A 25814-nucleotide genomic window follows, 5' to 3' on the forward strand; every position below is an offset into this window, starting at 1 on the left:
TTTTTTACGCTAATCACAGCTGCAAGTTGTTTTTTCCAGCGTTTGTATCAACCATAAGAAATAACTGTTGACGTACAGGGTAAAACCTCTAGAATGCGCCTCCGTGGTTGCGATATAACCTTGTTATATGGCGGGTATGCGAAGGTGGCGGAATTGGTAGACGCGCTAGCTTCAGGTGTTAGTGTCTTAACGGACGTGAGGGTTCAAGTCCCTCTCTTCGCACCAAAAACCACGATATTCATATTACGCAGCATCTGCGCGAAGGTGGCGGAATTGGTAGACGCGCTAGCTTCAGGTGTTAGTGTTCTTACGGACGTGAGGGTTCAAGTCCCTCTCTTCGCACCAATGCGGTGATATGAATTAAGTTCAACAGGACGCGAAGGTGGCGGAATTGGTAGACGCGCTAGCTTCAGGTGTTAGTGTTCTTACGGACGTGAGGGTTCAAGTCCCTCTCTTCGCACCATGTTGAATACCGCTGATTTACGCCCTTACTTCCCCGCAGCTCAACGCCCTTTAACACCCCCTGCTATTTATTCATCTTCACCGCCCATTAACCGCTATACCGAGCTAAAATTCACCGAGATCGCCGTAAGTCCACCGGCAAAAGCCATGCAGGACGGCAGCAGCATGAAGTGACGCAGCCGCTTATGAAACAGCATGAATACCGTGGCCAAAAACGCTGTTACCATTAGCATGCGCCATTCGGCAAATGACAGTTTCATCACTGCCAGCAATGGCATCATTGCACAGGGCACCAGCACGCCCCAGCCACTGTCCAGTCTTTTGAACATTATCCGGCATCCCCTTACAGATATAAATGATAATGATTACCAATAGCATATGTTAATCATTATCACTTTGCAGCAACAAATGTTGGGAAATTCCCCTTGCGGATGACAGTGCTGTTTTTAAATGATAAATTGACATCCACACTTCAGAAAATTCTCACCATAATGACTCCAAGCTATTCGCACTGTGAATCAGTGGCTTAACGGTGCTGGCACGTTGATATTTCAGGGCAGTCACGAGTAAATATAATGAATTTGCAAAGCTACGATGAGTTACTGGACAGCAAGCAACGGCTGTCGTTGATGCTGTTTCTTTTCCTCAACATCGCTGCGGCAACCTTTTGCATCCTTCGCGTCATTCATCATGCAACATTGAAGGTCACCGTACCGACCATCGCCATTATCATCACCAGCGCCGTATTACTCGCGTTAATGCTGTTAAAACCTGTAACGAAGTTTCCGCTTTTAAATCTCGCTGCGGCGATCGGCGGAATACTGTGGGCATGGCATATCACTATCCGGTATCAGCAGGCTTTGTATCTTGATGGCGCTTATCTTCTGGTTGCGCTGGTCAGCGTGTTATTCATCAGCGCCATTGCACTGGGAGACTATCTGCCCGCCTTTATTCTGCATACGGCACCGACTTCGATCGCCGTTCTGACGCTCGATAAAAGCCAAAGTATGCTTATCATCCTGTTTATCATTATTCTGCCGCTGCTGGGTTTTACTCTGCATCATCTGATGCTGCGGCAGCGCGATAAGTTCACCCGGCGTCTGGTCCGGCAGCTCTATGAAGAGAAGGAAACCTACTGTGACCTGAGTATGCTGGACCCGCTGACCGGGCTGTATAACCGCCGCGGTCTTAAGAACCGCCTGGCGGATATCGCTGATCAGCTCACCGGCAATCATTATGTCCTGCTGCTGGATATCGACCATTTCAAAGCCTATAACGACAATTACGGTCACGCGATGGGCGATCAGGCGCTGACGCGCGTGTCGGTAGCTATACGCGATGCGGTGCGCTCCCGCGATATCGTTACCCGCTATGGCGGTGAAGAATTTCTGGTGTTACTGACCAATGTCAACGAATCCATTGCCATAAAGCAGGCCGAACGTATTCGTGAGTTCGTTCTGGGTCTTGAGATCCCCCACAGATTCAACGATAAGGTCGCTACCCAGGTCACCATCAGCGTGGGTGTTGCGCCATTAATAGCAGATGATTTTGACAAGGCGCTGGCCCATGCTGACCGGGCATTGTATCTGGCTAAAAGCCGGGGGCGTAACAGGGTTACCCACCTTCAGGACGCGGCAAAAATGCCGCTCGGTAAACCTGCAGATATCGTATAATAGCCAACCGAACTGCTCTGCGGGCCAGCCACATTGATTTAACTTATTATATAAAAATCAGGTGCTAACTAACTGGCTACCGCATCGTTCTCCGGCGTCTGCGCGTTTTTTCACCCTCAGGCGGGAAGACCAGCGCAGTATGCCAGGACTGACCCGAAATCTTCATGCCGTGCGTCTCACGGCCAACGGCAACAATCAGTCAGATCAACCCCGCTACCGTTGCGGCAACGCTGGCCATCGCCAGCCCGTCGTGATTACCGTGCGCTTAAGCAATGCCGGCTTGCAGGATGGCATTCCCTGAAGCAGCAGATTTTCCGGCTGGCAGACAAAACCCGGCAGTAGCGCACGCACATTCGCGGGTAGCGGTCCGCTCAGATAAGTCGGTACCACGCCTCAGGCTCCCTGCATCATAAACGCGCCGATACCGATGGCGCGGGAACCGCTGGAGAACGCCCGTAACGGCAATATCGCCAGCGCAACAATGGCTGCGATAAACGTTTTTTCGGCCACGATCCTCCGACAGCACCCGGAAGAAAACCCCCGCGCGGCATCGCCGCAATGCTGTAGCAGATGGCCATCAAGCTGATGATATGCGGTTCCGGTCCGTGCTGCACCTTAAAGAAGGTCGGGTAGAGATCCTGCGTTCCGTGACTGAAAAAGTTGAAGCAGGTCATCAGCAATATCAGATAAGCGTACACCGGCAGCAGCGCCACGTTTTGCTGGCGCTGGCGCGCTGCCAGCCATACCGACGATTCCGGCGCTTTTAACCAGATAAACGCCAGCAGCAGGATCGGCAGTGCGCCGATCGGGCACAGGCCGCGCCATCCGTACTTTTTCATCCAGCTCTTCATGGCTGGCACAGGTCTGCGCCAGCATGGCCAAATGGCCCGGCGGCGTGCCTTGCCGGGTTTTGTTTGCACCAGCACCAGCGCAAACGGTCGTGTGAGACCGGACAGCCGGGCATCATAAAGGTCATTTCGCCGAAATAGGACCGTTCGACGCTATTCCTTTTTACCTCGCGCGGTAAATTCCAGTACAATCCCACAGAATATTCCTGGTACTGAGAAGGATGTTAACGATCCTGCACTCTGTCACACATCGCCGTTTTGCCGCCTGCTTCGCCCTGCTGGCCATGCTGCTGCTGTTTATTGCTCCGGTGATTTCAACATCACTGGCGCAGCAACGCGGCGGCAACAGCATGATGATGCATCATGCCATGGGCATGGCGATGGAGATGGATATGTCAGCGGACGATCGTTCGCTGGCCGAAGCCGATCCAGCCGCCGGCAAGACTCAACACCCCGTGCGACCGATAATGGATGACAGCGCTTGCGGCTACTGCCTGCTGCTGGTGCATCTGCCGCTCGATTTGCTGCCGTCGTGGCTGCTATGGTCAGCGTCCCTGGTGGCAGAGATCCCGAACGTGACGCGGTCCCCGCCGCCACTGGCCCGTTTTACCCCAGGCTTCTTCCATCCACGCGCCCCACCCCGCTACGGCGCTTCACGTTAGTCCGTTGCCTATTGACTGTGGGAAATCCCCCGCAGCCCGCGTTTTATGCCTGCTAAACAGGCGGATGGAAGAGTCTATGTCAGAACAAATCCGGCATGCGTCCACGCACGCCACATCATCCCGCAGCGGCCTGCCAGCGCTGCTGCGTCGTCTGCATTTTGATATTGGGCTGTTTATCGCCCCGTTTATTTTTATCGCCGCTTTCACCGGCACCCTGTATGTCATGACCCCGCAGCTGGAGAAGGTGCTTTATCAACGGCAGCTGTTGACTTCATCATCCGGCGCTGACCAGCCGCTTTCTGCTCAGGTCGCTCGCGCCAGCGAATTTATCGGCACAGACGTGAAGATTGCTGCCGTGCGCCCCGCTCCCCAGCAGGGGGAAACCACCCGCGTGATGTTTTATCGAGCCGATCTTGGCCCCTCGGAAACACGCGCAGTATTCATTGATCCAAAAACCCTTGAGGTGCGTGGCATCATGACGGTGTACGGCACCAGCGGTATATTACCCCTGCGCACCTGGCTGGATTACCTGCACCGCAATTTGCTGCTGGGCGATGTGGGCCGTGTTTACAGTGAGCTGGCGGCAAGCTGGTTGTGGGTTACCGCATTGGGGGGCGCGCTGTTATGGGTAAGCAACTGCGCCGCGCGCCGCAAATCTGCCAGCCCCCATTCGACGCCGGCACGGCGCCTGGCGCGATTTCGCCAGTGGCACACGGCTGTTGGACTGGCGTTGTTAGTCGGAATGGTGTTTTTCTCTGCCACCGGGCTGACCTGGTCACGCTGGGCCGGGGATAACATTTCCCTGTTGCGCAGCCATTTTGGCTGGTTGACGCCAGTGGTTAGCACCGCGCTACACCCCGCACCGGCGATGGCAATGGATGAGCATGCAGAGCATCAAGGCCACAGCCAGATAATGCACGATGGCGTCCGGATCTTTCCGTACCAGTTCGACGCGGTCCTGCATGCGGCGCGCGCAGCAGGCATTGATGCGGCGAAGCTGGAAATCCGCCCGGCTTATCGCGCGGACAGGGCCTGGACGGTAAGTGAGACTGATCACCGCTGGCCGACTCAGGTAGACAGCGTGGCGGTGGATCCACAGAATAATGCGATTGTGGATAAGGTCGGTTTTGCACAATTTGGTCTGCTGGCCAGGCTGACGCGCTGGGGAGTGGATGCGCATATGGGCGTGCTGTTCGGGATAGCCAATCAGCTGGTACTGGCACTGTTTGGCCTCGGGCTGTGCCTGATGATTGCCATTGGCTACCGCATGTGGTGGTTACGACGCCCCGGGCCGGGAGAAACTTCCCCGTTTGCCACGCTGCTGGGATGCTGGCGGCAGTTAACGCCCGGTATTCGTCTGATGCTGCTGATGTTGACGGGATTTGTCGCGGTAAGTTTACCGGTAATGGGCGTCAGCCTGCTGATTCTGCTGGTCATTGACCGCTGGCGCTGGCAGCGGTCAATAAAATGATCTGACGGGCGGGCCTGAAAGCAGAGGCTCGCCCTGGCGATCTGGCATTAACCCAATGGCTGCGACAGATACTGTTCCAGCATGGCCAGCAGTAATGGGTTATCAACCGTTTGCAATACCTGCACCGGGCTGCCCTGCGGCTGACCAATCCCGACATCCAGCCGCAGCGGGTAGCGATAACGCCATGATTTACCGCGCGTCATGCCTTCCCGCAGTTCTACATTGACAAAATAGTCGCTAGCGGTTGCTACCTGCTGGTTAAGCAGCCAGGCGACGACCAGTGCATCATGTATCCAGCAACCCGCCAGGCGTCGGGTTTGCATGGAGTACTCTATCCACGGGCGTAGCGTCTCGGTCACAAAGCGCGCCAGCGGCGTGTCAATTTGCGCAATACGGTCGAGATCCCGATGGGTCATTAGCGTTTGGCTGGTGACATCCATCGGCACCAGCGTGATATTCGCTCCGCTGGTCAGCACTTTGTGTGCCGCCTCAGGATCGATACCAAAATTGGTGTCTTTGATAAAGTCATCCAGCGCAAATACGCCGCCCATAATGGCAATTTCCTGCACCGCCTCGGCCATCTGCGGGTAACGCTCCAGCGCCAGAGCAACGTTAGTTAACGGGCCAATTGCCACCAGCGTTATCTCACCGGGATTGGCGCAAATCAGTTGTCCCATCGCATCGGCTGCTTCTTCTGGCGGCGGCGAGTAAACGGGTGGCTGGCGCACGCCCTGCCAAAGGTGTGCCAACTGCTGCTGGTGCACCCGCGAATCCAGAACGCCACGCCACGGTGCGCTGGGTTCATTTAACGCCGCATCCGCCCCTTTAATCACCGGTACCGACTGACCGGCGCGCTCGATCAGATCCCTTGCCACGCTGTAACCGATCTCGCTTGGGGTATTCCCCGCTACGGTGGTGACCAGTTCCAGTGAAATTTCTGGCGCGGCCAGCGCCAGCGCGATGGCCAGCCCGTCATCAACGTTGGCGCCAGCAATGCCATTCCCCGGATCGCAGTCAATAATTAATCGTATCATCTGTTGTTATCTTTATTATCTGACCAGCTTGCAGCCGCAAGACTCGCCAATTTCTAATTGATGAGAAAACTCACTTAGCGCGGTTTCTCCGTTCCAGTTCGCCAGCATTTTGATGGCGGCCTTTGCCATTTCACGCACCGGCTGACGAGCGGTAGTCAGCGATGGCAGATGATAAGCAGATTGGTCAGTTCCGTTAAAACACACCAGCGCGACATCATCCGGTACTTTGATCGCGCGCTCCGACAAGGCACGAATACAGCCTATGGCCTGCGCCTCGTTGGTGGCAAACAGCGCGCGCGGAAGCGTTCCGCCCTGTAACATTTGCTGTGCCGCCTGATAACCTCCCTGACGGGTATAAGGCGTGGAGAAGATCCACTCGGGACGCTCCTGCACGCCATATTCTGCCAGCGCCTCGCGCCAGCCATGCAGCCTGTCCTGCGAATTAAGCCTTTCCAGTGGACCGCAGATAATGCCCACCTCCTGATAACCATGACTCAGTAGGGGAGATGTCACCTGACGCGCAGCTTCTCGCTCATCCACGCGCAGTACATTGACCTGCCAAGCCGGATCGACCCGGTCGAGCATCACGCATGGCGTACCGCTGGCTTGCAAAACATCAATATAGGGATGCCGGTCAACGCTGACATAGATAATCCCGTTAATCTGCTGACTCAACAGATTATTGATCAGCTGCAGCTCGCGTTTGCGATCGTCACCGGCATCGCCCAGCAGCATGACCATATCGTTGGCCAACGCTTCCTGTTGCAGTTCATGTGCGAGAGAGGCAATAAACGCATTATCAATATTTGGCACCACCAGCCCGTAAGTTTTAGTGGTGCCTGAAGCCAGCGCCCGCGCGACATTGTTCGGCCGATAGCCGGTTTTTTTGATCGCAGCCAGTACCCTTTCGCGCGTTGCGGGAGCGACCGGGCGCGGACCATTGTTGACAACGTAACTGACCACCGCTACCGACGTGCCAGCTTCCTGCGCTACATCGGCTCGGGTGGCGCGCTGCTTAACCTGTTTCGCCACTGCTGATATCCCTCATATATCAAAACGATAAAGGCCAGAGAAAATCTCTGGCCCATACATCACCACTCTGTCAGTCCGTGGTTATATCGCATCTTCCGCCGCATTGAGATCGCGCCCACGCGTTTCCGGCGCCACAAAAGTGGTAAGAAAACCGATAGTCGCCATCACCGCAAAGTAGGTGGCAATCGGCCACCAGTGCCCTGTCCATGAAAGGAGTGCTGCCGCCACCAGCGGTGCTGTTCCGCCAGATAGAATTGACCCAAGCTCTTTGGCCGTGGCCATTTTAGTATAGCGATGATGCACGCCAAACATTTCCACGCCCCACGCGGCCTGCACGCCAAAGATCCCCAGCGATGCCAACCCCATTCCCGTCACAATAGTGGTAATAACAATAGCGGGTTCACGCGAATCCAGCAGCATAAAGGCCGGGAAGGCATAGATGATTAACAGCAGACAGAACCAGCGATAAGTAATGCGGCGACCAAAGCGATCCGAAAGCCAGCCTGCCAGCGGTATGATCAGAAAGCCCAGCAGTGAAGCAATAAAGACCGCACTGGTGGCGACAGACTTATCTACCGCCAGCACTTTGACCACGTAGCCGATAATAAAGCCCTGGGCCAGATAAGAAGGACCGTTCTCGCCGATACGCAGACCAACCATGGTCAGGAAAGCACGGCTGCGCCGCCAGAAAGAACGCGTATCCAGCACCTGTGAACGTGTAGCCAGCACCTGTGCACGCTGCGTTTCCATCTCGGCTTTTTTACGTTCGAATACCGGAGTTTCTTTCAGGTTACGGCGGATCCACAACGCGACCAGCGCAATCAGCGAGCTGCACAGGAACGGAATGCGCCAGCCCCATTCCAGCAGTGACCGCTGGTCCATCTGCACCACCGCCAGCCAAACCAGCGAAGCCAGTAGCGTACCGCTGTTTGAGCCAAGGGCGATGATCGAGGAAACAAGGCCGCGCCGCCGTGTAGGCGCATATTCAGCCAGCGTCACCGTGCCTGCGGAGAGTTCCGCCCCGGCGCCGAAGCCCTGACTGAAACGCAATAGCACTAAACAGGCCGGTGCCCACAGGCCAATCGACGCGTAGCTGGGAATAAGACCAATAAGAGTGGTTGAGGCGCCCATCAGGATGATGGTAGAGATCATTACCGTTTTGCGACCTTTACGGTCACCGAGCCAGCCAAAGAAGAGTGCGCCAATCGGGCGGGCAATAAAACCAACCGACCAGGTGGCGAAGGTAGAAAGCAGCGCCATGGCAGGCGTTGATTCGGGGAAGAAGACATCGCCAAAAATAATACCGGCGGCCAGTCCGTATAGCGCAAAGTCGGCATATTCCATCGCAGTACCCAGCCAACATGACAGGGTGGCGCGCCAGAAATCTTTGCGCCCTTCGCGCGTGATTAGACGTTCGTCTGCCGCAGAATCAGCTGTTATCGCAGCATCCTGTGCATGGTTTTGATGTGTAGACATGAAAATTTCCCTGAGGTGAGGAGCTGTGTTGGGCACCTTCCCTGGTACACACTCCTCAGCGGAGGAAAATTCGCCAGTGAAGATGCGATGTTAAAAAGCCATAACAAAGGATCGTTATAAAGTTCCCTGGTGTTGGAACGCTATATTCGCTTTACGCCGACGGTCTAAAATGACCAGTCGCATAAGTAACGTAAAACAAATTTGACCTTGTGGTAGCTGACAACTATCAAACACCGTGAATTTCCACTACCCCTTCATTGTATCTACGCGTGTAGATAAATCAAGTAGCCTTACCAATTTTAGAGGCGTTTTTTTGCCACCGGATAGCACATCAATCATTTATAATTAATAAAATCATAGCCATAGCGTCGTAAAGAAAATGATGATATTTTTTTTCACCATGAATAAAGTCAGAAAACAAGGATTATTCTTACATGTTGTGCTTTGGGTGCCACATCATAACCACTTTGTATGACAAACAGATGACAGCCTGAAAAGTACAGATTTGTTAGCGTACAGGGCCAATGCCAAGATGCGGAAAAACCCCATCGACCAGGCGAAAAATGATAACTATCACGCAGCTGCGTAATGGCAAATCCAATAATTCGCCGTACGGTCGCCGCTCCGCGCTGGCAATGACGCGTGATAACTGAAGCTGGCAAGATAAAGTTTAAGATTCAACTGCTTCCCGACGTAGTGAGTTTGCCTGGAAATGCATCAATCAGATGTTAAATACTGGATCGTACCGCGCAGTTACATTATAATCCCGCGCCTCAGGCCCCTTAGCTCAGTTGGTTAGAGCGCGCGACTCATAATCGCTCGGTCGCTGGTTCAAGTCCAGCAGGGGCCACCAGAATTTACCTGTAAAATCAGGGCATTAAGCCACTCCGCCAAGAGTGGCTTTTTTGTTTTTGGCTGCCAGCGTCACAAAATTGTCCCATGAGATCTTTGCTATGCCCAGCGATCTGACCTGAAGGGCTTAGCTGCAGCGACTGAGGTGGCGAAAAATTTGTGGGAAGTGCAACCGTGCTTGCAGGGGGCTCACACTTTCCACGTATAAGCGGATAGCTTCATTCTCATACACGTTTTTTGTCTGAGCGTATGCGCTTACGAACTCCACCAATCTTGACGCCTGAACGGCTTTGTTGCATAAATCGAACTCTTGCTGAATGGCAGGATTAGATAACGCATCATTCTGACGACACCGGTCATCCTGTGGCAAAGCAACAGGGTAAAGAGCGCCGCCGGATCGGGCAACAGCGACATTTTTCAGTCGATGCAAAGACGCATAAAATCATCTGTGCTGACCTGTCGCAGAACAATGTAACCTACGCAGAGGCTTTCCCGGGCCTTATCCGGCAGATCCACAGGAAAATCCGCTCAGCCGCAGCGGACGGATCTACTGGCCTGAAGAGTATGCAGAAAGCAACCGTGCTGTGGCGAATCAGTATCTGAAAGGGAGCAATGCCCGGTAGAAACAGACGAAGGACGACAACCGTCGCTCGATAGCCGAAACGGCGATGTACGAGGGTGAAACCGCTGTTCGGGGATCGCTGACGCTGCGGGACTATGATGCTACTGACGCTCTCCCCGAATAGTCTGGCTACCAGTTGCCATACGGATAGACCTTCCCTTTAATAAAATCCTTTGTGTCTTTGTCATATCCATAAGAAAAATCGCTCTTAGTTATCCCTTTGCAAATAGATAATTTATCGCCGGATAACGTATACAGCACTGACGGCGTTACGCGGTAATTGGGCTCAAGCCCTATGCCCTGTAGCCAGACGGCCACCTTTCCTTCCGGAGCCAGACCAATTTGCACCCGGTTGTAATATGCTGTCTTTCCCTGATAATCCTTGTTTATGCTCGGCCTGAGCATTTTTTCCAGTACGGGTTGCGGGATAGTCAGGTGGGTTTCATACACCTTTTTATCCATCACCGAGTCCCAGCAAAAAATAATATGCCTGGGAGGACGCTCAACGTGATTCCAGTACCCTCCGGGTGCGCGATCCTTGTCATTCCACTCACCGATAACTCTGGGCAGATCGGGCGTGCTGTTCAGCGTAGTAAACTCATAAACTTTACCCCCGGCATCCTGAACAACGGCAAACGTCACCAGCGCAGGCAGCGCCTGAGGCGTGAAAAAATTAAAAGTCCACTTGGTTGGTACGCCGTTTTGCGCCACGATGCCGGGCTGGTCCGCACCCTGACAGGCCGTCAGCATCAGTACCGGAAGAAGCCCGGCCAGACGGGTTATTTCCATATTTTATTCCCTTCCATATCGTAAACCGTCCGCTGCCAGCGTTCGTCCGGCCGGTTGGTAAACGTCACCATCTTCGCCGGCTTTACCGCCCCGGCGATCATTCCATGGCCGTCTCTGACCACGCCGTTCCAGTTGGCCGGGCAGTGAAGGTATTGTGCCGCCAGCATCTCGATTTCCGGAACAGTCGAGGCTACCAGTTGCCATACGGATAGACCTTCCCTTTAATAAAATCCTTTGTGTTTTCTCCAAATTCATAACCAGTGGAAAAACGTGTTATCCCTTTGCAAATAGATAATTTATCGCCGGATAGCGTATAAAGCACTGACGGCGTTACACGGTAATTGGGCTCAAGCCCTATGCCCTGTAGCCAGACGGCCACCTTTCCTTCCGGAGCCAGACCAATTTGCACCCGGTTGTAATATGCAGTCTTTCCCTGATAATCCTTGTTTATGCTCGGCCTGAGCATTTTTTCCAGTATGGGTTGCGGGATAGTCAGGTGGGTTTCATACACCTTTTTATCCATCACCGAGTCCCAGCAAAAAATAATATGCCTGGGAGGACGCTCAACGTGATTCCAGTACCCTCCGGGTGCGCGATCCTTGTCATTCCACTCACCGATAACTCTGGGCAGATCGGGCGTGCTGTTCAGCGTAGTAAACTCATAAACTTTACCCCCGGCATCCTGAACAACGGCGAACGTCACCAGCGCAGGCAGCGCCTGAGGCGTGAAAAAATTAAAAGTCCACTTGGTTGGTACGCCGTTTTGCGCCACGGTGCCGGGCTGGTCCGCACCCTGACAGGCCGTCAGCATCAGTACCGGAAGAAGCCCGGCCAGACGGGTTATTTCCATATTTTATTCCCTTCCATATCGTAAACCGTCCGCTGCCAGCGTTCGTCCGGCCGGTTGGTAAACGTCACCATCTTCGCCGGCTTTACCGCCCCGGCGATCATTCCATGGCCGTCTTTGGCCATGCCGTTCCCGTTGGCCGGGCAGTGAAGGTATTGTGCCGCCAGCATCTCGATTTCCGGAACAGTCGAGGCTACCAGTTGCCATACGGATAGACCTTCCCTTTAATAAAATCCTTTGTGTCTTTGTCATATCCATAAGAAAAATCGCTCTTAGTTATCCCTTTGCAAATAAATAATTTATCGCCGGATAACGTATACAGCACTGACGGCGTTACGCGGTAATTGGGCTCTCCCCGGCTGACCCCGCTTAACCAGACGGCCACCTTTCCTTCCGGAGCCAGACCAATTTGCACGGCGTTATGGTACCCGGTGTGACCCGGATCACCCTTGTACACGCCGGGTCTGAGCATTTTTTCCAGTACGGGTTGTGGGATAGTCAGGTGGGTTTCATACACCTTTTTATCCATCACCGAGTCCCAGCAAAAAATAATATGCCTGGGGGGACGCTCAACGTGATTCCAGTAGCCGTTGAGTGTCCGTGAGAGATCGTCCCACCCGCCGATAACACCGTACAGTGCCTTCGTGCTGTCAAGAGTTGTAAACTCATAAACTTTACCCCCGGCATCCTGAACAACGGCAAACGTCACCAGCGCAGGCAGCGCCTGAGGCGTGAAAAAATTAAAAGTCCACTTGGTTGGTACGCCGTTTTGCGCCACGGTGCCGGGCTGGTCCGCACCCTGACAGGCCGTCAGCATCAGTACCGGAAGAAGCCCGGCCAGACGGGTTATTTCCATATTTTACACCCTTCCATATCGTAAACCGTCCGCTGCCAGCGTTCGTCGGGCCGGTTGGTAAACGTCACCATCTTCGCCGGCTTTACCGCCCCGGCGATCATTCCATGGCCGTCTCTGACCACGCCGTTCCAGTTGGCCGGGCAGTGAAGGTATTGTGCCGCCAGCATCTCGATTTCCGGAACAGTCGAGGCTACCAGTTGCCATACGGATAGACCTTCCCTTTAATAAAATCCTTTGTGTTTTCTCCAAATTCATAACCAGTGGAAAAACGTGTTATCCCTTTGCAAATAGATAATTTATCGCCGGATAGCGTATACAGCACTGACGGCGTTACGCGGTAATTGGGCTCTCCCCGGCTGACCCCGCTCAACCAGACGGCCACCTTTCCTTCCGGAGCCAGACCAATTTGCACGGCGTTATGGTACCCGGTGTGACCCGGATCACCCTTGTACACGCCGGGTCTGAGCATTTTTTCCAGTACGGGTTGCGGGATAGTCAGGTGGGTTTCATACACCTTTTTATCCATCACCGAGTCCCAGCAAAAAATAATATGCCTGGGGGGACGCTCAACGTGATTCCAGTAGCCGTTGAGTGTCCGTGAGAGATCGTCCCACCCGCCGATAACACCGTACAGTGCCTTCGTGCTGTCAAGAGTTGTAAACTCATAAACTTTACCCCCGGCATCCTGAACAACGGCGAACGTCACCAGCGCAGGCAGCGCCTGAGGCGTGAAAAAATTAAAAGTCCACTTGGTTGGTACGCCGTTTTGCGCCACGATGCCGGGCTGGTCCGCACCCTGACAGGCCGTCAGCATCAGTACCGGAAGAAGCCCGGCCAGACGGGTTATTTCCATATTTTATTCCCTTCCATATCGTAAACCGTCCGCTGCCAGCGTTCGTCCGGCCGGTTGGTAAACGTCACCATCTTCGCCGGCTTTACCGCCCCGGCGATCATTCCATGGCCGTCTCTGACCACGCCGTTCCAGTTGGCCGGGCAGTGAAGGTATTGTACCGCCAGCATCTCGATTTCCGGGGTGGTAAACCCGCTGGCCGGTTGACCGCGGCGGACGCCGCGTCCCATCACGATCGCTTTTTCACACAGGCTATTGAGTTCTGGCCGCAGTGACAGATTGTCGTCTTTAGGTAAGATCGGATTGAATACTACTCCCGCATCCTGTGCCGCATCGAGCATCACCCGCAGTGCCACCTTTGACCAGTCATTGCGCGTCGGACGGTCGATAACCGCTGCCGCACCGCTGCGTTTTTGTAGCATACCGTAGCGGTCGGCGGGCATCCGCTCGTCGTGCCAGGTATCGATATGAATCGCCACCGACTGCAACAGCGGGGCTATCGCCGGACAGGTTTCCATCACCCTGAGTTGCTCACCCGTCTGCTGATAAATCCGCGTAGCCGTATCGGGCGTGGAAAGAGGTACGGTTTCAAACTGCGGGCGGGTCAAAAAACAGGCTTCATGCTCATCGGGATTGTAGCCGCCGCCAATGTCGGAGTGCGCACCGGGCAGGGCCAGCTCCGGCCACGCCGGTTTCACGCTGTTCAGCGCGAAGTTAAACCGGCATTCGTGCTGCGCGGTAAGGTGGAATACCTTTTCCGCCACGCCCGGACGCAGCACGATGTTCACCTCGCCAGTATCGGCGCTGTGCGGGTTGAAACCGTTCGCCGGGCTGCCGATGGCCGCTACCGTATCAAATATCCCCAGAAAACGGGTCTTACCGCCGGGGGTGCCAGCGAACTCAACGCCATCCAGCCCGGTCTTGATGGCCGCAATAATGGCGCTGTCCTGACCGAAAACCCGATTGGCAAAATGCCGCGCCGCCGCCGCCCCGCGGCTGAACCCGAAAATATCAAACTGCAATTCCTTGATGATGCAGGAGCCAGCTTCGGGATGGTTGACTAAATAGTCCTGAATTCCAGCAGCCAGTGCCGCGACCGCCTTATCGGTTTTTCTTACCACGCCGGTGTTACCCCGGCCGGTGCCCATCCCGTAGGTGCTGTCGCCTTCTCCGCTTTCCGTGCCGATCCCCTCGATATAAATAGTGTACTGGCCATATCCCGTATCTGGGATAAGTTTCTGGTTATACAACGTGCGAAGCCAGTGCACGTTGGTGTAATAGCCGAGATAACTTGCGGCGGCGGTGCCGCTTAATCCGCGGTTTAGCAAGATGCATTGGCTTAACGCAGACGCTGACTCCGCGTCGCTCATGCCAAAATTATCGGCGGTACAGGCAGCCTGACGGTCGCCGCAGTTATTGGCATTGTTGCCGGTGCCGTCGAAAAACACCCCGATAGTCAGCGTGATCTCCCGCTTTTTCTTTGGCGTTTTTTCGTCATCACCAGTATCTGAAGGCGCGTTCTTGCAGGCCGCTTGCGCGAGCTGTTTTGGCTCGGATATGTCCGCAGCAACAGCTGCTGCCCGTTGTGGTGCCTGATAAAGACCATGTGACATAAAGGTTTGAGACGGGATAAAAAAAGCCTTACACGGACAGGTCGAACGGCTGTACAACGTGCTGGCAGCGTAGCTGCCATGAATGATATCGCCGGGATGCCCCCCACCCACGCTGTAGGTGCCCGGATGTTTCCCGCATGAAACCGGGCTGCCGTTCACGGCGGTAAAGCTGTTATTTTTTCCCAGTTTTTTTTCGGGACGACCGTTCAGAACGGTGCCGCCACAGCTGGTTTTATCCCCTTTGACTATCCAATATCCGGTGGCCATTACGCCACCGCCTGAGGACATGCCTGAACGGGAACCCTTAAATCATCGGTCAGGATACCAGGGGCCATTTCCCGCATGTGCTCCTCAAACAGGGCATGCCTGTCGTCGTTGCCGGGAGCTATTTCTTCCGCAGAGTACGGCGCTTTTATCTGGGCGATTAAATGACTGGTAATATCCTTCGCGTACCGCTTTTCCATGCTAATTCCCTCTCCTTTTATATAAGCAGTGAGTCCATCATAAATACCTAAGCCAAATAACCACAGCAATTATATTTTCAACAGCATTCGATTAAGCACCAATAGCTTTCATCTCTGCGGATTTTTATAGTGCATCGTTTTATTTTTTTTCTGAGGTTGATGGAAAGATTTGTCATCCGTTTGTTTCTTACCATCCGCAATCTCATCCCGTTAAATGCTCAATCTGCAAAACTGATTTATCTTCTGATTAAACAGAGATTTTGCTGGAATGCATCTCACCAGATCGGCCAGGACCGCTTATTCACGGTTTCCGGCCAGTTAGACTTCAGTCGGGAAGGCTTCCACTCGGATTGAGCTGAATAAAAGGCCGCTGATGCGGCCTCAACGGGAACAGATGCCTGCATTTTGGAGCAGTCAAGACCGGGCTACGATAGGCGTTTTTCCGGCACTCCTGTCTTATGTGGCGGTGCTGAGCTGATTTTTGCCGGCCGGCTGACCGTCCGCACAAAGGTTTCATGCGTCACGAATGTGTGTCCACATTCGATATTGGTGCATTGGTTGTAGCGCTCTTTCGTTTCAGCTGAAACCTGGAAACTGCTTCTGGTGTGGGCCGACCGACCGCACAACGGACAATTCATCATAAATTTGTACCCTTATCGCGCCAAATGGAACAGTAATACTATACGATAATTCCATTTTGTGAAGTATTAATTCCATGTGGAGATGAAATCACAGAAAGAGAATTGTGTCGCAAAAAATTCATTCTGTGCCGGAGCATGGGTCAGTTCGCTGTGACTCCCGCTTCTTCATCAACAGGCGCTTTAAGCCGCTGACTCTTACCTGCATTTCCGTACCGCGTACGACTCGCCCTGCTGCCAGCGGTAGCTGGAACGATGCAACCCCGTGTCGGATATGCTGCCATTGCGCTGGGGTCGCTTTCCCGGCTTGGCGCGAAGAGCCCGGCAGCTGCGATGAGAAAAGTCACCGCTACCCCCTGATCACCGAGAAAACGGACTAAACTTTGAATATCCCACCGAAATAAAATGACTCTCCTTTAATGAATTTACGGAAGCGCTGCATAGCTGAATGAGCAACAGCATCGTCGTGCTGACCGCCGTTATCTGGAATGATCAACATCAACAGTGTGCATTTCGCAAAGTTAAGTAGGGTGCTGCGTAAATCGCAGCGTTCAGGATGCAGGTTGGCCGTGCTGAAGCTATCTGGTTTTCTGTTTACCCCTATTCCCAGGTTAACAGTCTGGGCGCTCCCCGGTTAACAGTCCGGGCGCTCAAGGAGCGTCGCCCTGTCACGGTCAGACATGCCTCCGACTCTGTTAATTGCCCTTTCCGTCAATATACCCGTTCACATATTAACCTTATCAAAAAAGTCGCCCACATCGCGACCGCTTTAACGCCGCCGTCAGGCAATGCGCAGTGAAGATCTGACATTTATAAACCACATAATTACTTCCTGTTTGGCGCCAGAAAAGTCAGGATATTCCCTAACCTTCAAAAATACTTTATTGGCTAGCATCAGGGATTGACTGACATAGCGGGTTTCACAGAAAATTAATATTTTCGCTTCCTTGTGAATGATCACTCTGGCAAGGCAATCACTTACCATCCCGTCATGACTAACAGCCGCTGTAACTCAACAAATTAAATTGCATTTAACACCAAGCCGTTTGCTTATAAGAAAGAAAAGATAGTGATGTAATTATTAACCCTTCAGTTCGGCATTATAAACTCTCATCTTGCCGATACAACAATCTGAAGTACTGGGCAGCAACAGTGGACAATAGCACAACAATTTACCCTTACCTGTAATAACGACATGAATTCTGCGACTGACTCCGTCAGGCCATTTGCTGAATTGTAGCCAGTGAATAATCACTGATAATTTACCTTAACTGTGGAATAACCTTTTCCGCAGTCCTTGCATGCAGAAAAAACCTTTTTCAGAAAATGGGGACTGCTTCGCAAAATCCCATAAGATCAAACCATCTGTTGATGTTAATATGATGAGCAATAAATCTTCTGAGAAATGGAATAGCCATAAAAATAATTCACCATCCTGAAAAGCGGCAGCTACGTCAAGCACGATGAGCTTAATGAACGCATAAAGGGAGGCAGAAAATACCTCTACCGCCTGAAGCATGAGAGGTTCAGATCATAAAGGCAGCTTGACAGATTATTGGTTCTATCTGAATCCATGACCCGCTGCTGGTTCACGCAATAAACACCGGACAGATTATGTCCCCCCGAATGTCAGTCCTGTTGGCAGGCCTGAGCCAGTGCCACTACTGCCCCGCTGTTGAGATTCCCTACATCATTGAACATGCGTGCGGCTGGCAGAGACAAGCACTACCCGGTGGCGCTGCGGGTGGCTGATGAAAAATCATCACTCCGGCAGCGTCAGTAATATGTTGCCTGGTTATCTCTTTAATTCTGACTCAATAATAAAGCGGTATGCGTTAATAAAAAGACCCCTAATCCGCTTAATTCCCTCCTCGATAAGCTGAAATAATCTGGAGTTAACAACTATGCGTAAATTAATATTTTTTGTGCTGGCTATCATGTCCGCCCTGGCGAACGCCACAGACGCGCCTGAAATTTCCGTCGGTTTTTCTCCCTCTGCGGGCCAGAGCGCGTTGCAGATCGTTTTGAACACCATTAATGGTGCAGAACAAAGCATTGATATGGCAGCTTACAGCTTCACCAGCCACCCGATTGCTGCCGCACTCATCGCCGCCCAAAACCGCGGGGTATCTGTACGCGTGGTAGCCGATGCAAAAGCCAATAACGATAAGTACACCGCCGTTACCTTCCTGACTAATCAGGACGTGCCGGTACGTCTGAATGCGCAATACATCTTCATGCACAATAAATTTATGGTCGTTGACAGCAATACGGTACAAACTGGCTCATTCAACTACACTTCCAACGCCGCGAAGCGCAACGCTGAAAACGTGCTTCTGGTGCTGAATGCGCCAACGCTGGCGGCCACCTACCTGCAGGAGTTTAATCGCCTGTGGGGCGAGTCACAGGGGTTCGACAGCCTCTATTGAAAACGGCCCCCCTCAGGTGCGACCACCGCCAAAGCCTGGCAAATCATCAGGGAGTTCATCAGAACCTCCTCAAGGATTGATAAGCTCATTTGGATGATTTGATCGCCTGCCACAAGGGTATTTCACCTTCGCAATGCGCTTGCAAATCCTTCACTTGCGCCAGAACGCAATTCAGATCTCAATATGCAAATCCGTTTCTTTATCAGGTTGACGACAATGCTCACGCTGCCGCTGATGATGGCGACAGGTAAGCGGAGCAAAAAGAACGGGCACGGAGAAACAGGGTGGACTGCTACCAGAAGCATGCCCGTTCCCTCTTCTCGTTATTGACTGTTTACATTGCCAGCGGACGACGAGACGATCATTTCACAAAAACTGCCCGCTTATCCCTCAACAAACCGTCTCCGCGCCCCCGGCCTGAACGCCGGGTTTGCTGCGCGTTGGACGGGGGCAGCGCTCATCCTGCGGCAGCGAACCGTCCCTGCTTGCCGCCAGCCAGACGTTCATTTCCTAATGGCTCAGGCAAACGCCTGACGGCGTTATCGCCGATTGAGGTCAGTGCGCTGTTAAAAGTTTGCTGCCTGTTCATCTCCTTGCTTCTGCCCGTTATTTATGGTGTCGACTTTGTCAGCACAGGCCCCCTCTGTTTCATCGGGCGTGGCGTTAAAATCGCCATTACCAAGCGTGACTGACCTCTCCAGCCGGCTCGACGTCACTTAGGGACAGCCACTTAGGGTAAGATGCACCTCCGGCGAGCGCCGGTCTGCTGCGCAGCCGGATGATATCTGCAGGCAAAGAAGTGTCGTCCCGGCGGCGTAAATCTGTGTTTCCACCTTAAGCCCTCAATCCGGCGCTGGCGCAATAGCGCGGTAGTATGTTCCGCCGCCGTATAAAGCCGCATCTGCTGCCGACGGTTAGCTTTGCCTGGCCGATAAGCTGGTCGTTCAGTTTGTTCAGCGCCTGTGGCTGGCTTTTCAGCATTCCCGCCTGTTCTTGAATCATGTTGCACGGCGCTTTTTTAGCCCCGGCTTTGACACGCCTTTAACACAACCCAGCGCGGCAGCTGCTGACAGGCCCGGTTTGGCCGTAATGCCTGTGCGTTACCATCCCGGATTGGCCCGTAAGCACGCCAGCAGAGGGCGATTCCCGTCTTCGTTCGATGGGCACAGATTTTCATTGATTCAGTACATCTGTGTGATGCGGCGCTCCTTCTGCGCCGGGCTTGACGCATGACGCCGAACTGCCAGCGCACCGCTGGCGCAAATGGCCAGGTACGGTCGCAAGCTGTCACTGGTGCGCCAAAGGCGAAAGGTGAAAAGGGCAAATATCGACGTTCAGGCTGAAGGGATGAAAATGAAAAGGACGATATGAGGTTCAATTGACAATGACCTGTGTGACGGGAAAAGGGGATAAATAATGAGCAGAGTTAAAATGAGCCGGGAAGCAAATATCGCGTGGGCTGCTTATCTGCGCGGTTGTGGCATTGGGCCAGCTAAAGCCGTGGTTACAACGGGGGCAGGCAAGTTATCTGCGTGGTGATTACACATCGTCAGCTGGTATGGCACAATATTTGTTGTCCAACCTTGCAGGCAAAACCCTTTTTATTGCCTGCAAGGTTCGGCTTATGAGTCTTCCTTCCTGATCTGGTGTTGAACTCCATGACTTTTAAGCTGGACTGGCGGCATCAGAGAGGGCAGAACACTATCCTGGCGAAAACAACATGCCTTTTTCTTTAACGAGCATTAAGGGCTGCGTGGCCTATGTTAAACACGTCTTACTTTTACCGCACGGCCTCATGGGTCGGGATGGCTTGTCGACTGAGTGGATTGATGACTTCGTATTTTTGCCATTAACTCATTTGTGAGTTCAGAAACCCACTGAATAGCGAGCTTTTTTCCTCTTCATCGCATTCACTCGCAGCAACAAGTTTGATAAAAAAATCAATGCGCTGTAGCTTTACTGACTCCAAAAGATAGTCCTGCATGTTCCCTCCTGATAGAACTACTGTACATTATTACAACTGTTTTTATAAACAGTATAGAAGCCATTTTAAAATGTAAAATGTTTTTTGGCTGTCTCATCAGATGTGTGCAATTAATATCAATGATAAGTGGCTCGCATAACTCTTATGCGTTATCAACCCGACCCTATTCATCATATTGACGTTGCTGCAGAGCACGCCAGAAATGCGTATCCCGTCACCTGACGGTTAAAGCGCGTTTTCTGATTACTGTCGATCCCGATGGTGACTTAATTAGCTGCTACAGATTACCGGCGTTTTCCTGCCTGTGCCTCTGCCGCGTCTGGGTGTTACCTGTTTCAGCCTCCACTGTGCTCACGCAGCTCTTTTTTACTCATATTACGCAAATACGTCTCTGCACTTTTTATCAATCACTACATAGTAAATGATAATTATTGTCATTTTACTGTCGTTTCTGATGCGCTCAGGATGCTGTTTATGCATATAAATCATAGGGTTAATTTCCAAAATTTGGCCGTGCCTCGATGTGCAGCTCTCGCCCTTTTGCCTGCTACCCGGGAGAGGCCAGATACCGTTTACCCTCAGAAAGGATTTTGAAAAGAGGAAATGACCATGACTGAAGCAGGGGTAATACCCTGGCAGCCCTGCAGACAGACGGCCAAATCAACACATTTTATAACGGATATCCCCTTGCATCCGCCTTCATTCCCCTGTTTTGACCGCCGCTTCACCCCATGCGTAGATAAGATCCGGCGAACATCCCACCCCATCCGCAATGTTCAACCCACCGTGGCAACCTGGCTGGCCCGGACCGCTTCAGTCTCCATCGCGGGCTTGTTCACTTCAAGCAGGCCGTTCACTGCGGCCTCGTTTACCATGAGCTTACGCCCTTCGCCGTGCGCCCGGCGGGCTAAGGGCAGCTTGTCGCCGCTACGCTAACAAACGCATTCTGGGTAACCTGAGGTTCAGATACCACAAGATTAATGCCCGGACACCATAAAATTTGTTGTTTCATGATGCATGAATCACCATTTTGTGTTGTATAATTCACCATTCAAATCCATCCGTCGCGCTCGCAACATCACGACAGTCATAGCAGGATCTCAATTACAATATGCCAGCCCCCAATAAAGACCCGAAACAGATGACAAGGTTTAACTTCTCATCTCAAAGTGGCGGAAAGGAAGCCATAACCCGTATTCTGCAGGCTTATGGATTAACCACCCGACAGGCGTTGTGCGATCATCTTGGCGTGTCACAAAGCACCATGGCCAACCGCTGGATGCGCGATAACTTTCCCCACGACTGGCTGATTGCCTGCCATCTTGATACCGGCGCATCGCTGCTGTGGCTTACCACCGGCGAAGGGCAACCGTTTTCCTCTGCCGGCACCTCATCCGCAATAACGTTGCGGTGCCATGAAATCACAAATGGGGCTTACAACTCTTCAGATTGGGTGAACTATGATGCCCGCCTGATCCCCGATCAAAGCGCATCACTGGTGCTGGTTAAGTTTGAACAGTCGATTTACCTGGTGGATGAACTTAGCGGCGAGATCAATGACGGGCGCTGGCTGATTGAAATCGACGGCTTTAAAAGCATCAAAAATGTTTACCGTCTGCCGGGCGACAGAATACGCGTTGAGAATGGCCCCGCATCCTTTGAATGCTATGCCACAGAAATTGCGGTACATGGCAAAGTAATAGGAAAAACAGAATTTACGGGGTGAGGATGCTGAGTAGCGCTGCGGATGGGATGGAAATGGCCGTAAAACGGGCCTTGCCGGCAGCGCAAAATTTGCCTCTTAGAAAATCCCCGCATCATGAATATCGTGCAAATTGATGGCCCCGGTTACCCGTCCTTGCTCATCAACCACCGGGGCGGCGGAAATTTTCTGCTCATGGAACATGGCCAGCGCTTCGGTCGCCAGCTGACCGGCGTTCAGGGTTTTACTGCCAACCGTCATCACACGCGAAATACCGGCCTGGATATTCTCGCCCTTGTGCAGCCAGCGCCGCAGATCGCCGTCGGTAAATACCCCGATCAGTACGCCTGCATCGTCGGTCACCGCCACTAAACCCAGCCCGGTACGGGTCAGTTCGGCCAGAGCGTCACCGACGGTGACATCACGCGTGATGCGCGGTAGTTTCTCCCCTTTGCGCATAATATCCCCCACGCAGCACAGCAGGCGGGTGCCCAGGCTGCCGCCGGGGTGCGTACGGGCATAATCATGCTCGCTGAAGTTGCGACTGCGCATTAAGGCAATAGCCAGCGCATCACCCATGATCAAGGTATTTACCGCAGATGAGGTTGGAGCAAGCCCTAACGGACAGGCTTCGCGATCGGTATGGATGTTGATAACCTGGTCGGCGGCCATTGCCAAAGGCGAGGTGGGTTTGCCGGTAAAAGCAATAATGCCCACCGGTAAGCGCTTGAGCATGGGAACCATGCGAATAAATTCGGCGGCAAAACCAGAGTAAGAGATAAGTATGACCACGTCCCCGGCGGCAATCATGCCCAGATCGCCGTGCAGCGCTTCAGCAGGGTGGACATAAAAAGCCGGGGTGCCGGTACTGGCCAACGTCGCGGCGATTTTTTTGCCGATATGCCCGGATTTGCCAATCCCACTGACGATCGCTTTTCCCCTGCATGCCCGCATCATTTCACACGCCTGCACAAAATGATCGTCCAGCCTCGCAGCCAGGTTCATCGCGCCGCTCAGTTCCGTCGCAATGGTTTCCCGTGCGGCCTGCAATAATTTCTCGCGCATAGTTTCAGTCCTCTCCTGCAGTGATGACGCTGATATTCATCCCTGACAGCTGTTTAACGATATCGGGTGAAATCGCGTTGTCGGTAATCAGCACGTCAACAGCATCCAGGCTGCACACCACATTCGGGCTTTTACGTCCAAACTTGGAAGAATCGACCAGCAGAACAATTTTTTTGGCGGCGCGGCACATGGCCTGGCTGACGGAAAAAACTTCATTAAACGTCGTGACGCCAGCGGTCAGATCCACGCCATCAGCGCCAATAAACAGGGTATCGAAGTTGAAATGGCTGAATGCCGACTCCGCCACGCTGCCATGAAAAGAGGCTGAATTTCTGCGATAAGTGCCCCCGGGCATCAGGACGACCCGATCGCTATCGTGTTCCACCAGCTGATTAACGATGGTCAGACTGTTGGTCATCACGGTGATATTGTTGAAGCGGGCCAGATAGGGCACCATTTGCAGCACCGTGCTGCCAGCGTCAAAAATCAGTGAGTCGCCTTCGTTAATCAGTTCGGCGGCCCGACGGGCAATATGCTTCTTTTTTTCCGTATTGATCAGCGTTTTTCTGTCAAGCGGCTGGTCTCCCTCCTCACGATTAAGCATCACTCCGCCATAAGTGCGAATCACCGCCCCTTCCTGTTGAAGATGGGTCAGATCCTTACGGATCGTCGTTCCGGTGGTATTGAAGCGCACGATCAGTTGATCTACCGTGGTGCGCCCGTTGCGCTGCAAAAATTCGAGGATCTGCGCCTGACGTTGTATCGGTTTCATCGGGATATCCTTTTCGGTGGCTAAAGTATTCCCCCCATCCCAACCGCCTCAACGCGTGATGCAAAAGGAATTATCTTTCAAAACGAAAGTAATTATCCTTTATGTGAAATGGCCAGAGCAAGCGCTTGTTGAGTTGCTGCGCTTTTAGGGAACAATATTTGGGGCTGGATCTCATTTAAGCACAAGCCATTCAACTTTGGCTCATTCGCCGGGCGTGCAAAAATCGTTACGCCCTTCATCACAAAATTGTCCGTCACGCGCTGCTCCTCATCCAGGCTTAGCGCTAAAACCACCCGAGGTTTAAAGCGCCCGCCAGAGCGTCCAATCACCACCTGGCCAGTCTGGCCCAGCGCCGCCAGCGCGCGGTTGAAGTTCTGGATCTGAAACCATCCCAGTAAGATTTGACCTACCCAGGCCGTCACGGCCAGCAATATCAGCGTATTCGTTGCATCCATATTTCACCTCTGAATAAAGCCCTGGCAGCCTGAGCTGCCAGCTGCCATTAAAACATCACCTGCCCACCGGTGACATTAATCGACTGGCCTGTGCAATAGGCCGCCTTGTCACTCGCGTAAAACAGCAGGACATTGAGTACATCCTGGTAATCACATCCCCGTTTAAGCGGCACCTTGTCGACGTAATAGGGTTCAACCTCTTCAGGCGTGATGCCCAGTTTTTCCGCATATTGTGGTAACAGAGACTGGAACATCGGCGACTTAAGCAGATTACCCAACATCAGAGAATGTACGGTAATACCATATTCAGCCAGATCCAGCGCCAGCGACTGCGTCAGGCCCACACCACCAAATTTAGCCGCGCTGTAGCCAGAGTTATGCTTGCTGCCAACCTTGCCGGATTTAGAATTGATCTGAATGATCCGCCCCTTGATACCGTCCCTGATCATCAACTTAGAAAACTCACGCGAACAGAGGAAATAGCCCACCAGATTAACCTGCAGCGACAGGTCAAAATCCGTCAACCTGAACTGGGTAATAGGGGCAGCTTTCGCCACGCCAGCACTGTAAACCAGCAGGTCTGCACGACCAAAGGTCTCGTCTACTGCACGCGCCAGGGCCTCCACGCTGGCTTCATCGGTGGCATCCACCTTAAAGCCGTATGCCCGGCCCGCACCGTAACGGCTGTTAATGGTATCTGCCAGCCGGTTTGCATTACTTTCATTAAGGTCCGCCACCGCAACGTGATAGCCAGCCTGCGCCAGTCCCTCACAGAGAAAAGCGCCTAACGTCTGACCACCACCGATGACTACAGCAACCTGTTCCATCTCATCTCTCCTGATTATTCACTGACAACACGAAATTTTTGGCCGGGTTCAATCACCAACGGGGGCTGTCCGGTTACGTGAACCGAACCGGGAAACTCGGCGTGATTTGCCCCATCAAAACGAACGGTGATATGACCCAGGTCGCGCAAGTTTTCCCTTGCAACCTCGCCGACTGCGGTCACCGGATAATGCTGTTCGCCAATGGTCAACATCGAGCCAGCGCCTAATAAGCCACCTTGATTAATGTCGTTACGGTGGATAAAGCAATATTCAGCGATATCTTCTGGTGCGCCTTCACCAAAGGTGATGAGAAAGTCATCTGCCAATGATTCGCAGGCCGATGTACCGACAGCAACAAAAGTAGATTCATACACAATCGTCATAATCTCTT

26 protein-coding genes, 4 tRNA genes and 4 pseudogenes are annotated in these 25814 nt (G+C 52.9%); 10 read left to right on the forward strand and 24 right to left on the reverse strand.

What is annotated here, in order from left to right:
- The first annotated feature begins 138 nt into the window (after nucleotides 1-138).
- From JGC47_RS14335 to JGC47_RS14345, 3 genes are all read left to right on the forward strand, one after another.
- Nucleotides 139-225: transfer RNA gene (locus tag JGC47_RS14335), tRNA-Leu, on the forward strand.
- A gap of 33 nt (nucleotides 226-258) precedes the next feature.
- A tRNA-Leu gene (locus tag JGC47_RS14340) sits at nucleotides 259-345 on the forward strand.
- 31 nt (nucleotides 346-376) lie between these two features.
- Nucleotides 377-463: transfer RNA gene (locus tag JGC47_RS14345), tRNA-Leu, on the forward strand.
- Between the two features lie 94 nt (nucleotides 464-557).
- Here JGC47_RS14345 and JGC47_RS14350 read toward each other — a convergent pair.
- Complete coding sequence (locus JGC47_RS14350) at nucleotides 558-791, reverse strand: DUF1435 domain-containing protein (protein WP_004159931.1); 234 nt, start codon at nucleotides 789-791, stop codon at nucleotides 558-560.
- Between the two features lie 246 nt (nucleotides 792-1037).
- Between JGC47_RS14350 and JGC47_RS14355 the strand changes: the two genes are divergently transcribed.
- Nucleotides 1038-2135, forward strand: a complete 1098-nt coding sequence (locus tag JGC47_RS14355; protein ID WP_004159934.1) for a GGDEF domain-containing protein — start codon at nucleotides 1038-1040, stop codon at nucleotides 2133-2135.
- 199 nt (nucleotides 2136-2334) lie between these two features.
- Here JGC47_RS14355 and JGC47_RS14360 read toward each other — a convergent pair.
- Nucleotides 2335-2962, reverse strand: a pseudogene (locus JGC47_RS14360) (MFS transporter); the annotation flags it as partial.
- 242 nt (nucleotides 2963-3204) lie between these two features.
- On the opposite strand from JGC47_RS14360, the gene JGC47_RS14365 reads away from it, so the two are divergent.
- Both JGC47_RS14365 and JGC47_RS14370 read left to right on the forward strand, forming a co-directional pair.
- The gene (locus tag JGC47_RS14365; RefSeq protein WP_004159939.1) at nucleotides 3205-3645 is read left to right on the forward strand and encodes a DUF2946 family protein; all 441 of its coding nucleotides are present in this window, start codon (nucleotides 3205-3207) and stop codon (nucleotides 3643-3645) included.
- A gap of 64 nt (nucleotides 3646-3709) precedes the next feature.
- Nucleotides 3710-5116, forward strand: a complete 1407-nt coding sequence (locus tag JGC47_RS14370) for a PepSY-associated TM helix domain-containing protein (RefSeq protein WP_004159941.1) — start codon at nucleotides 3710-3712, stop codon at nucleotides 5114-5116.
- Between the two features lie 47 nt (nucleotides 5117-5163).
- On the opposite strand, the gene JGC47_RS14375 is transcribed toward JGC47_RS14370, so the two are convergent.
- The 3 genes from JGC47_RS14375 to JGC47_RS14385 all read right to left on the reverse strand — a co-directional run bounded on the left by JGC47_RS14375 (nucleotide 5164) and on the right by JGC47_RS14385 (nucleotide 8658).
- The gene (locus tag JGC47_RS14375) at nucleotides 5164-6150 is read right to left on the reverse strand and encodes a nucleoside hydrolase (protein WP_004159944.1); all 987 of its coding nucleotides are present in this window, start codon (nucleotides 6148-6150) and stop codon (nucleotides 5164-5166) included.
- A 15-nt stretch (nucleotides 6151-6165) separates the two neighbouring features.
- Nucleotides 6166-7182 (reverse strand): LacI family DNA-binding transcriptional regulator, encoded by a 1017-nt coding sequence (locus JGC47_RS14380; protein ID WP_206215641.1) that lies wholly within the window; start codon nucleotides 7180-7182, stop codon nucleotides 6166-6168.
- A gap of 81 nt (nucleotides 7183-7263) precedes the next feature.
- The gene (locus JGC47_RS14385) at nucleotides 7264-8658 is read right to left on the reverse strand and encodes an MFS transporter (RefSeq protein WP_004159949.1); all 1395 of its coding nucleotides are present in this window, start codon (nucleotides 8656-8658) and stop codon (nucleotides 7264-7266) included.
- Nucleotides 8659-9434: 776 nt separating this feature from the next.
- On the opposite strand from JGC47_RS14385, the gene JGC47_RS14390 reads away from it, so the two are divergent.
- A tRNA-Ile gene (locus JGC47_RS14390) sits at nucleotides 9435-9511 on the forward strand.
- Between the two features lie 368 nt (nucleotides 9512-9879).
- Nucleotides 9880-10232, forward strand: a pseudogene (locus tag JGC47_RS14395) (transposase); the annotation flags it as partial.
- A 29-nt stretch (nucleotides 10233-10261) separates the two neighbouring features.
- Here JGC47_RS14395 and JGC47_RS14400 read toward each other — a convergent pair.
- From JGC47_RS14400 to JGC47_RS14445, 10 genes are all read right to left on the reverse strand, one after another.
- Nucleotides 10262-10921: a DUF2931 family protein gene (locus JGC47_RS14400; RefSeq protein ID WP_004159956.1), complete on the reverse strand. Its 660-nt coding sequence runs from the start codon at nucleotides 10919-10921 to the stop codon at nucleotides 10262-10264.
- Nucleotides 10912-11088, reverse strand: coding sequence for a hypothetical protein (locus tag JGC47_RS14405; RefSeq protein ID WP_004159958.1), 177 nt, complete (start codon nucleotides 11086-11088; stop codon nucleotides 10912-10914). The genes JGC47_RS14400 and JGC47_RS14405 overlap by 10 nt, the downstream gene beginning before the upstream one ends.
- Nucleotides 11089-11111: 23 nt before the next feature.
- A complete protein-coding gene (locus tag JGC47_RS14410; RefSeq protein WP_013035837.1) occupies nucleotides 11112-11771 on the reverse strand; it encodes a DUF2931 family protein in 660 nt (219 codons plus the stop codon).
- Nucleotides 11762-11938, reverse strand: a complete 177-nt coding sequence (locus JGC47_RS14415; protein ID WP_004163088.1) for a hypothetical protein — start codon at nucleotides 11936-11938, stop codon at nucleotides 11762-11764. Before JGC47_RS14415 ends, JGC47_RS14410 begins: the two co-directional genes overlap by 10 nt.
- A 23-nt stretch (nucleotides 11939-11961) precedes the next feature.
- Complete coding sequence (locus JGC47_RS14420) at nucleotides 11962-12624, reverse strand: DUF2931 family protein (RefSeq protein WP_013035836.1); 663 nt, start codon at nucleotides 12622-12624, stop codon at nucleotides 11962-11964.
- Nucleotides 12615-12791 carry a hypothetical protein gene (locus JGC47_RS14425; RefSeq protein WP_004159966.1) on the reverse strand — a complete coding sequence of 59 codons (177 nt, stop codon included), beginning with the start codon at nucleotides 12789-12791 and terminating at the stop codon, nucleotides 12615-12617. The genes JGC47_RS14420 and JGC47_RS14425 overlap by 10 nt, the downstream gene beginning before the upstream one ends.
- Before the next feature lie 23 nt (nucleotides 12792-12814).
- Nucleotides 12815-13477 (reverse strand): DUF2931 family protein, encoded by a 663-nt coding sequence (locus JGC47_RS14430; protein ID WP_004159967.1) that lies wholly within the window; start codon nucleotides 13475-13477, stop codon nucleotides 12815-12817.
- Nucleotides 13468-15375: a phospholipase effector Tle1 domain-containing protein gene (locus JGC47_RS14435; protein WP_004159968.1), complete on the reverse strand. Its 1908-nt coding sequence runs from the start codon at nucleotides 15373-15375 to the stop codon at nucleotides 13468-13470. The genes JGC47_RS14430 and JGC47_RS14435 overlap by 10 nt, the downstream gene beginning before the upstream one ends.
- Nucleotides 15354-15620, reverse strand: a complete 267-nt coding sequence (locus tag JGC47_RS14440; protein ID WP_004159969.1) for a hypothetical protein — start codon at nucleotides 15618-15620, stop codon at nucleotides 15354-15356. Before JGC47_RS14440 ends, JGC47_RS14435 begins: the two co-directional genes overlap by 22 nt.
- Nucleotides 15621-15976: 356 nt before the next feature.
- On the reverse strand, nucleotides 15977-16192 hold the full coding sequence (locus JGC47_RS14445) for an ogr/Delta-like zinc finger family protein (protein WP_004159970.1): 216 nt from the start codon (nucleotides 16190-16192) through the stop codon (nucleotides 15977-15979).
- 1901 nt (nucleotides 16193-18093) lie between these two features.
- Here JGC47_RS14445 and JGC47_RS14450 point away from each other — a divergent pair.
- Nucleotides 18094-18618, forward strand: coding sequence for a phospholipase D family nuclease (locus JGC47_RS14450; RefSeq protein WP_004159973.1), 525 nt, complete (start codon nucleotides 18094-18096; stop codon nucleotides 18616-18618).
- A 457-nt stretch (nucleotides 18619-19075) separates the two neighbouring features.
- Here the strand turns inward: JGC47_RS14450 and JGC47_RS17815 are convergent, their stop codons facing one another.
- The 4 genes and pseudogenes from JGC47_RS17815 to JGC47_RS14460 form a co-directional block, all read right to left on the reverse strand.
- Nucleotides 19076-19207: a hypothetical protein gene (locus tag JGC47_RS17815; protein WP_004159976.1), complete on the reverse strand. Its 132-nt coding sequence runs from the start codon at nucleotides 19205-19207 to the stop codon at nucleotides 19076-19078.
- A pseudogene (gene lysC, locus JGC47_RS17690) lies at nucleotides 19185-19451 on the reverse strand (Rz1-like lysis system protein LysC). The gene JGC47_RS17815 and the pseudogene lysC overlap by 23 nt, the downstream one beginning before the upstream one ends.
- A 1-nt stretch (nucleotide 19452) precedes the next feature.
- On the reverse strand, nucleotides 19453-19620 hold the full coding sequence (locus JGC47_RS14455; RefSeq protein WP_004159978.1) for a hypothetical protein: 168 nt from the start codon (nucleotides 19618-19620) through the stop codon (nucleotides 19453-19455).
- Nucleotides 19621-20411: 791 nt separating this feature from the next.
- Nucleotides 20412-20602, reverse strand: a pseudogene (locus tag JGC47_RS14460) (hypothetical protein).
- A gap of 1111 nt (nucleotides 20603-21713) precedes the next feature.
- On the opposite strand from JGC47_RS14460, the gene JGC47_RS14465 reads away from it, so the two are divergent.
- Nucleotides 21714-22328: a phage repressor protein CI gene (locus tag JGC47_RS14465; protein WP_004159984.1), complete on the forward strand. Its 615-nt coding sequence runs from the start codon at nucleotides 21714-21716 to the stop codon at nucleotides 22326-22328.
- A 75-nt stretch (nucleotides 22329-22403) separates the two neighbouring features.
- Here JGC47_RS14465 and JGC47_RS14470 read toward each other — a convergent pair whose 3' ends face one another.
- From JGC47_RS14470 to JGC47_RS14490, 5 genes are all read right to left on the reverse strand, one after another.
- Entirely contained in the window at nucleotides 22404-23369 is a 966-nt protein-coding gene (locus tag JGC47_RS14470) for a KpsF/GutQ family sugar-phosphate isomerase (protein ID WP_004159985.1), read from the reverse strand.
- A 4-nt stretch (nucleotides 23370-23373) separates the two neighbouring features.
- Nucleotides 23374-24141: a glucitol operon DNA-binding transcriptional repressor SrlR gene (srlR, locus tag JGC47_RS14475; RefSeq protein WP_004159986.1), complete on the reverse strand. Its 768-nt coding sequence runs from the start codon at nucleotides 24139-24141 to the stop codon at nucleotides 23374-23376.
- A gap of 92 nt (nucleotides 24142-24233) precedes the next feature.
- Nucleotides 24234-24596: a transcriptional regulator GutM gene (gene gutM / locus JGC47_RS14480; RefSeq protein WP_004159987.1), complete on the reverse strand. Its 363-nt coding sequence runs from the start codon at nucleotides 24594-24596 to the stop codon at nucleotides 24234-24236.
- A 47-nt stretch (nucleotides 24597-24643) separates the two neighbouring features.
- Entirely contained in the window at nucleotides 24644-25423 is a 780-nt protein-coding gene (gene srlD, locus JGC47_RS14485) for a sorbitol-6-phosphate dehydrogenase (RefSeq protein ID WP_004159988.1), read from the reverse strand.
- A gap of 14 nt (nucleotides 25424-25437) precedes the next feature.
- Nucleotides 25438-25806: a glucitol/sorbitol-specific PTS transporter subunit IIA gene (locus JGC47_RS14490; protein WP_004159989.1), complete on the reverse strand. Its 369-nt coding sequence runs from the start codon at nucleotides 25804-25806 to the stop codon at nucleotides 25438-25440.
- Nucleotides 25807-25814: the final 8 nt, after the last annotated feature.

Origin of the sequence: Erwinia amylovora (genome assembly GCF_017161565.1) — a bacterium.
GTDB classification, from domain to species: domain Bacteria; phylum Pseudomonadota; class Gammaproteobacteria; order Enterobacterales; family Enterobacteriaceae; genus Erwinia; species Erwinia amylovora.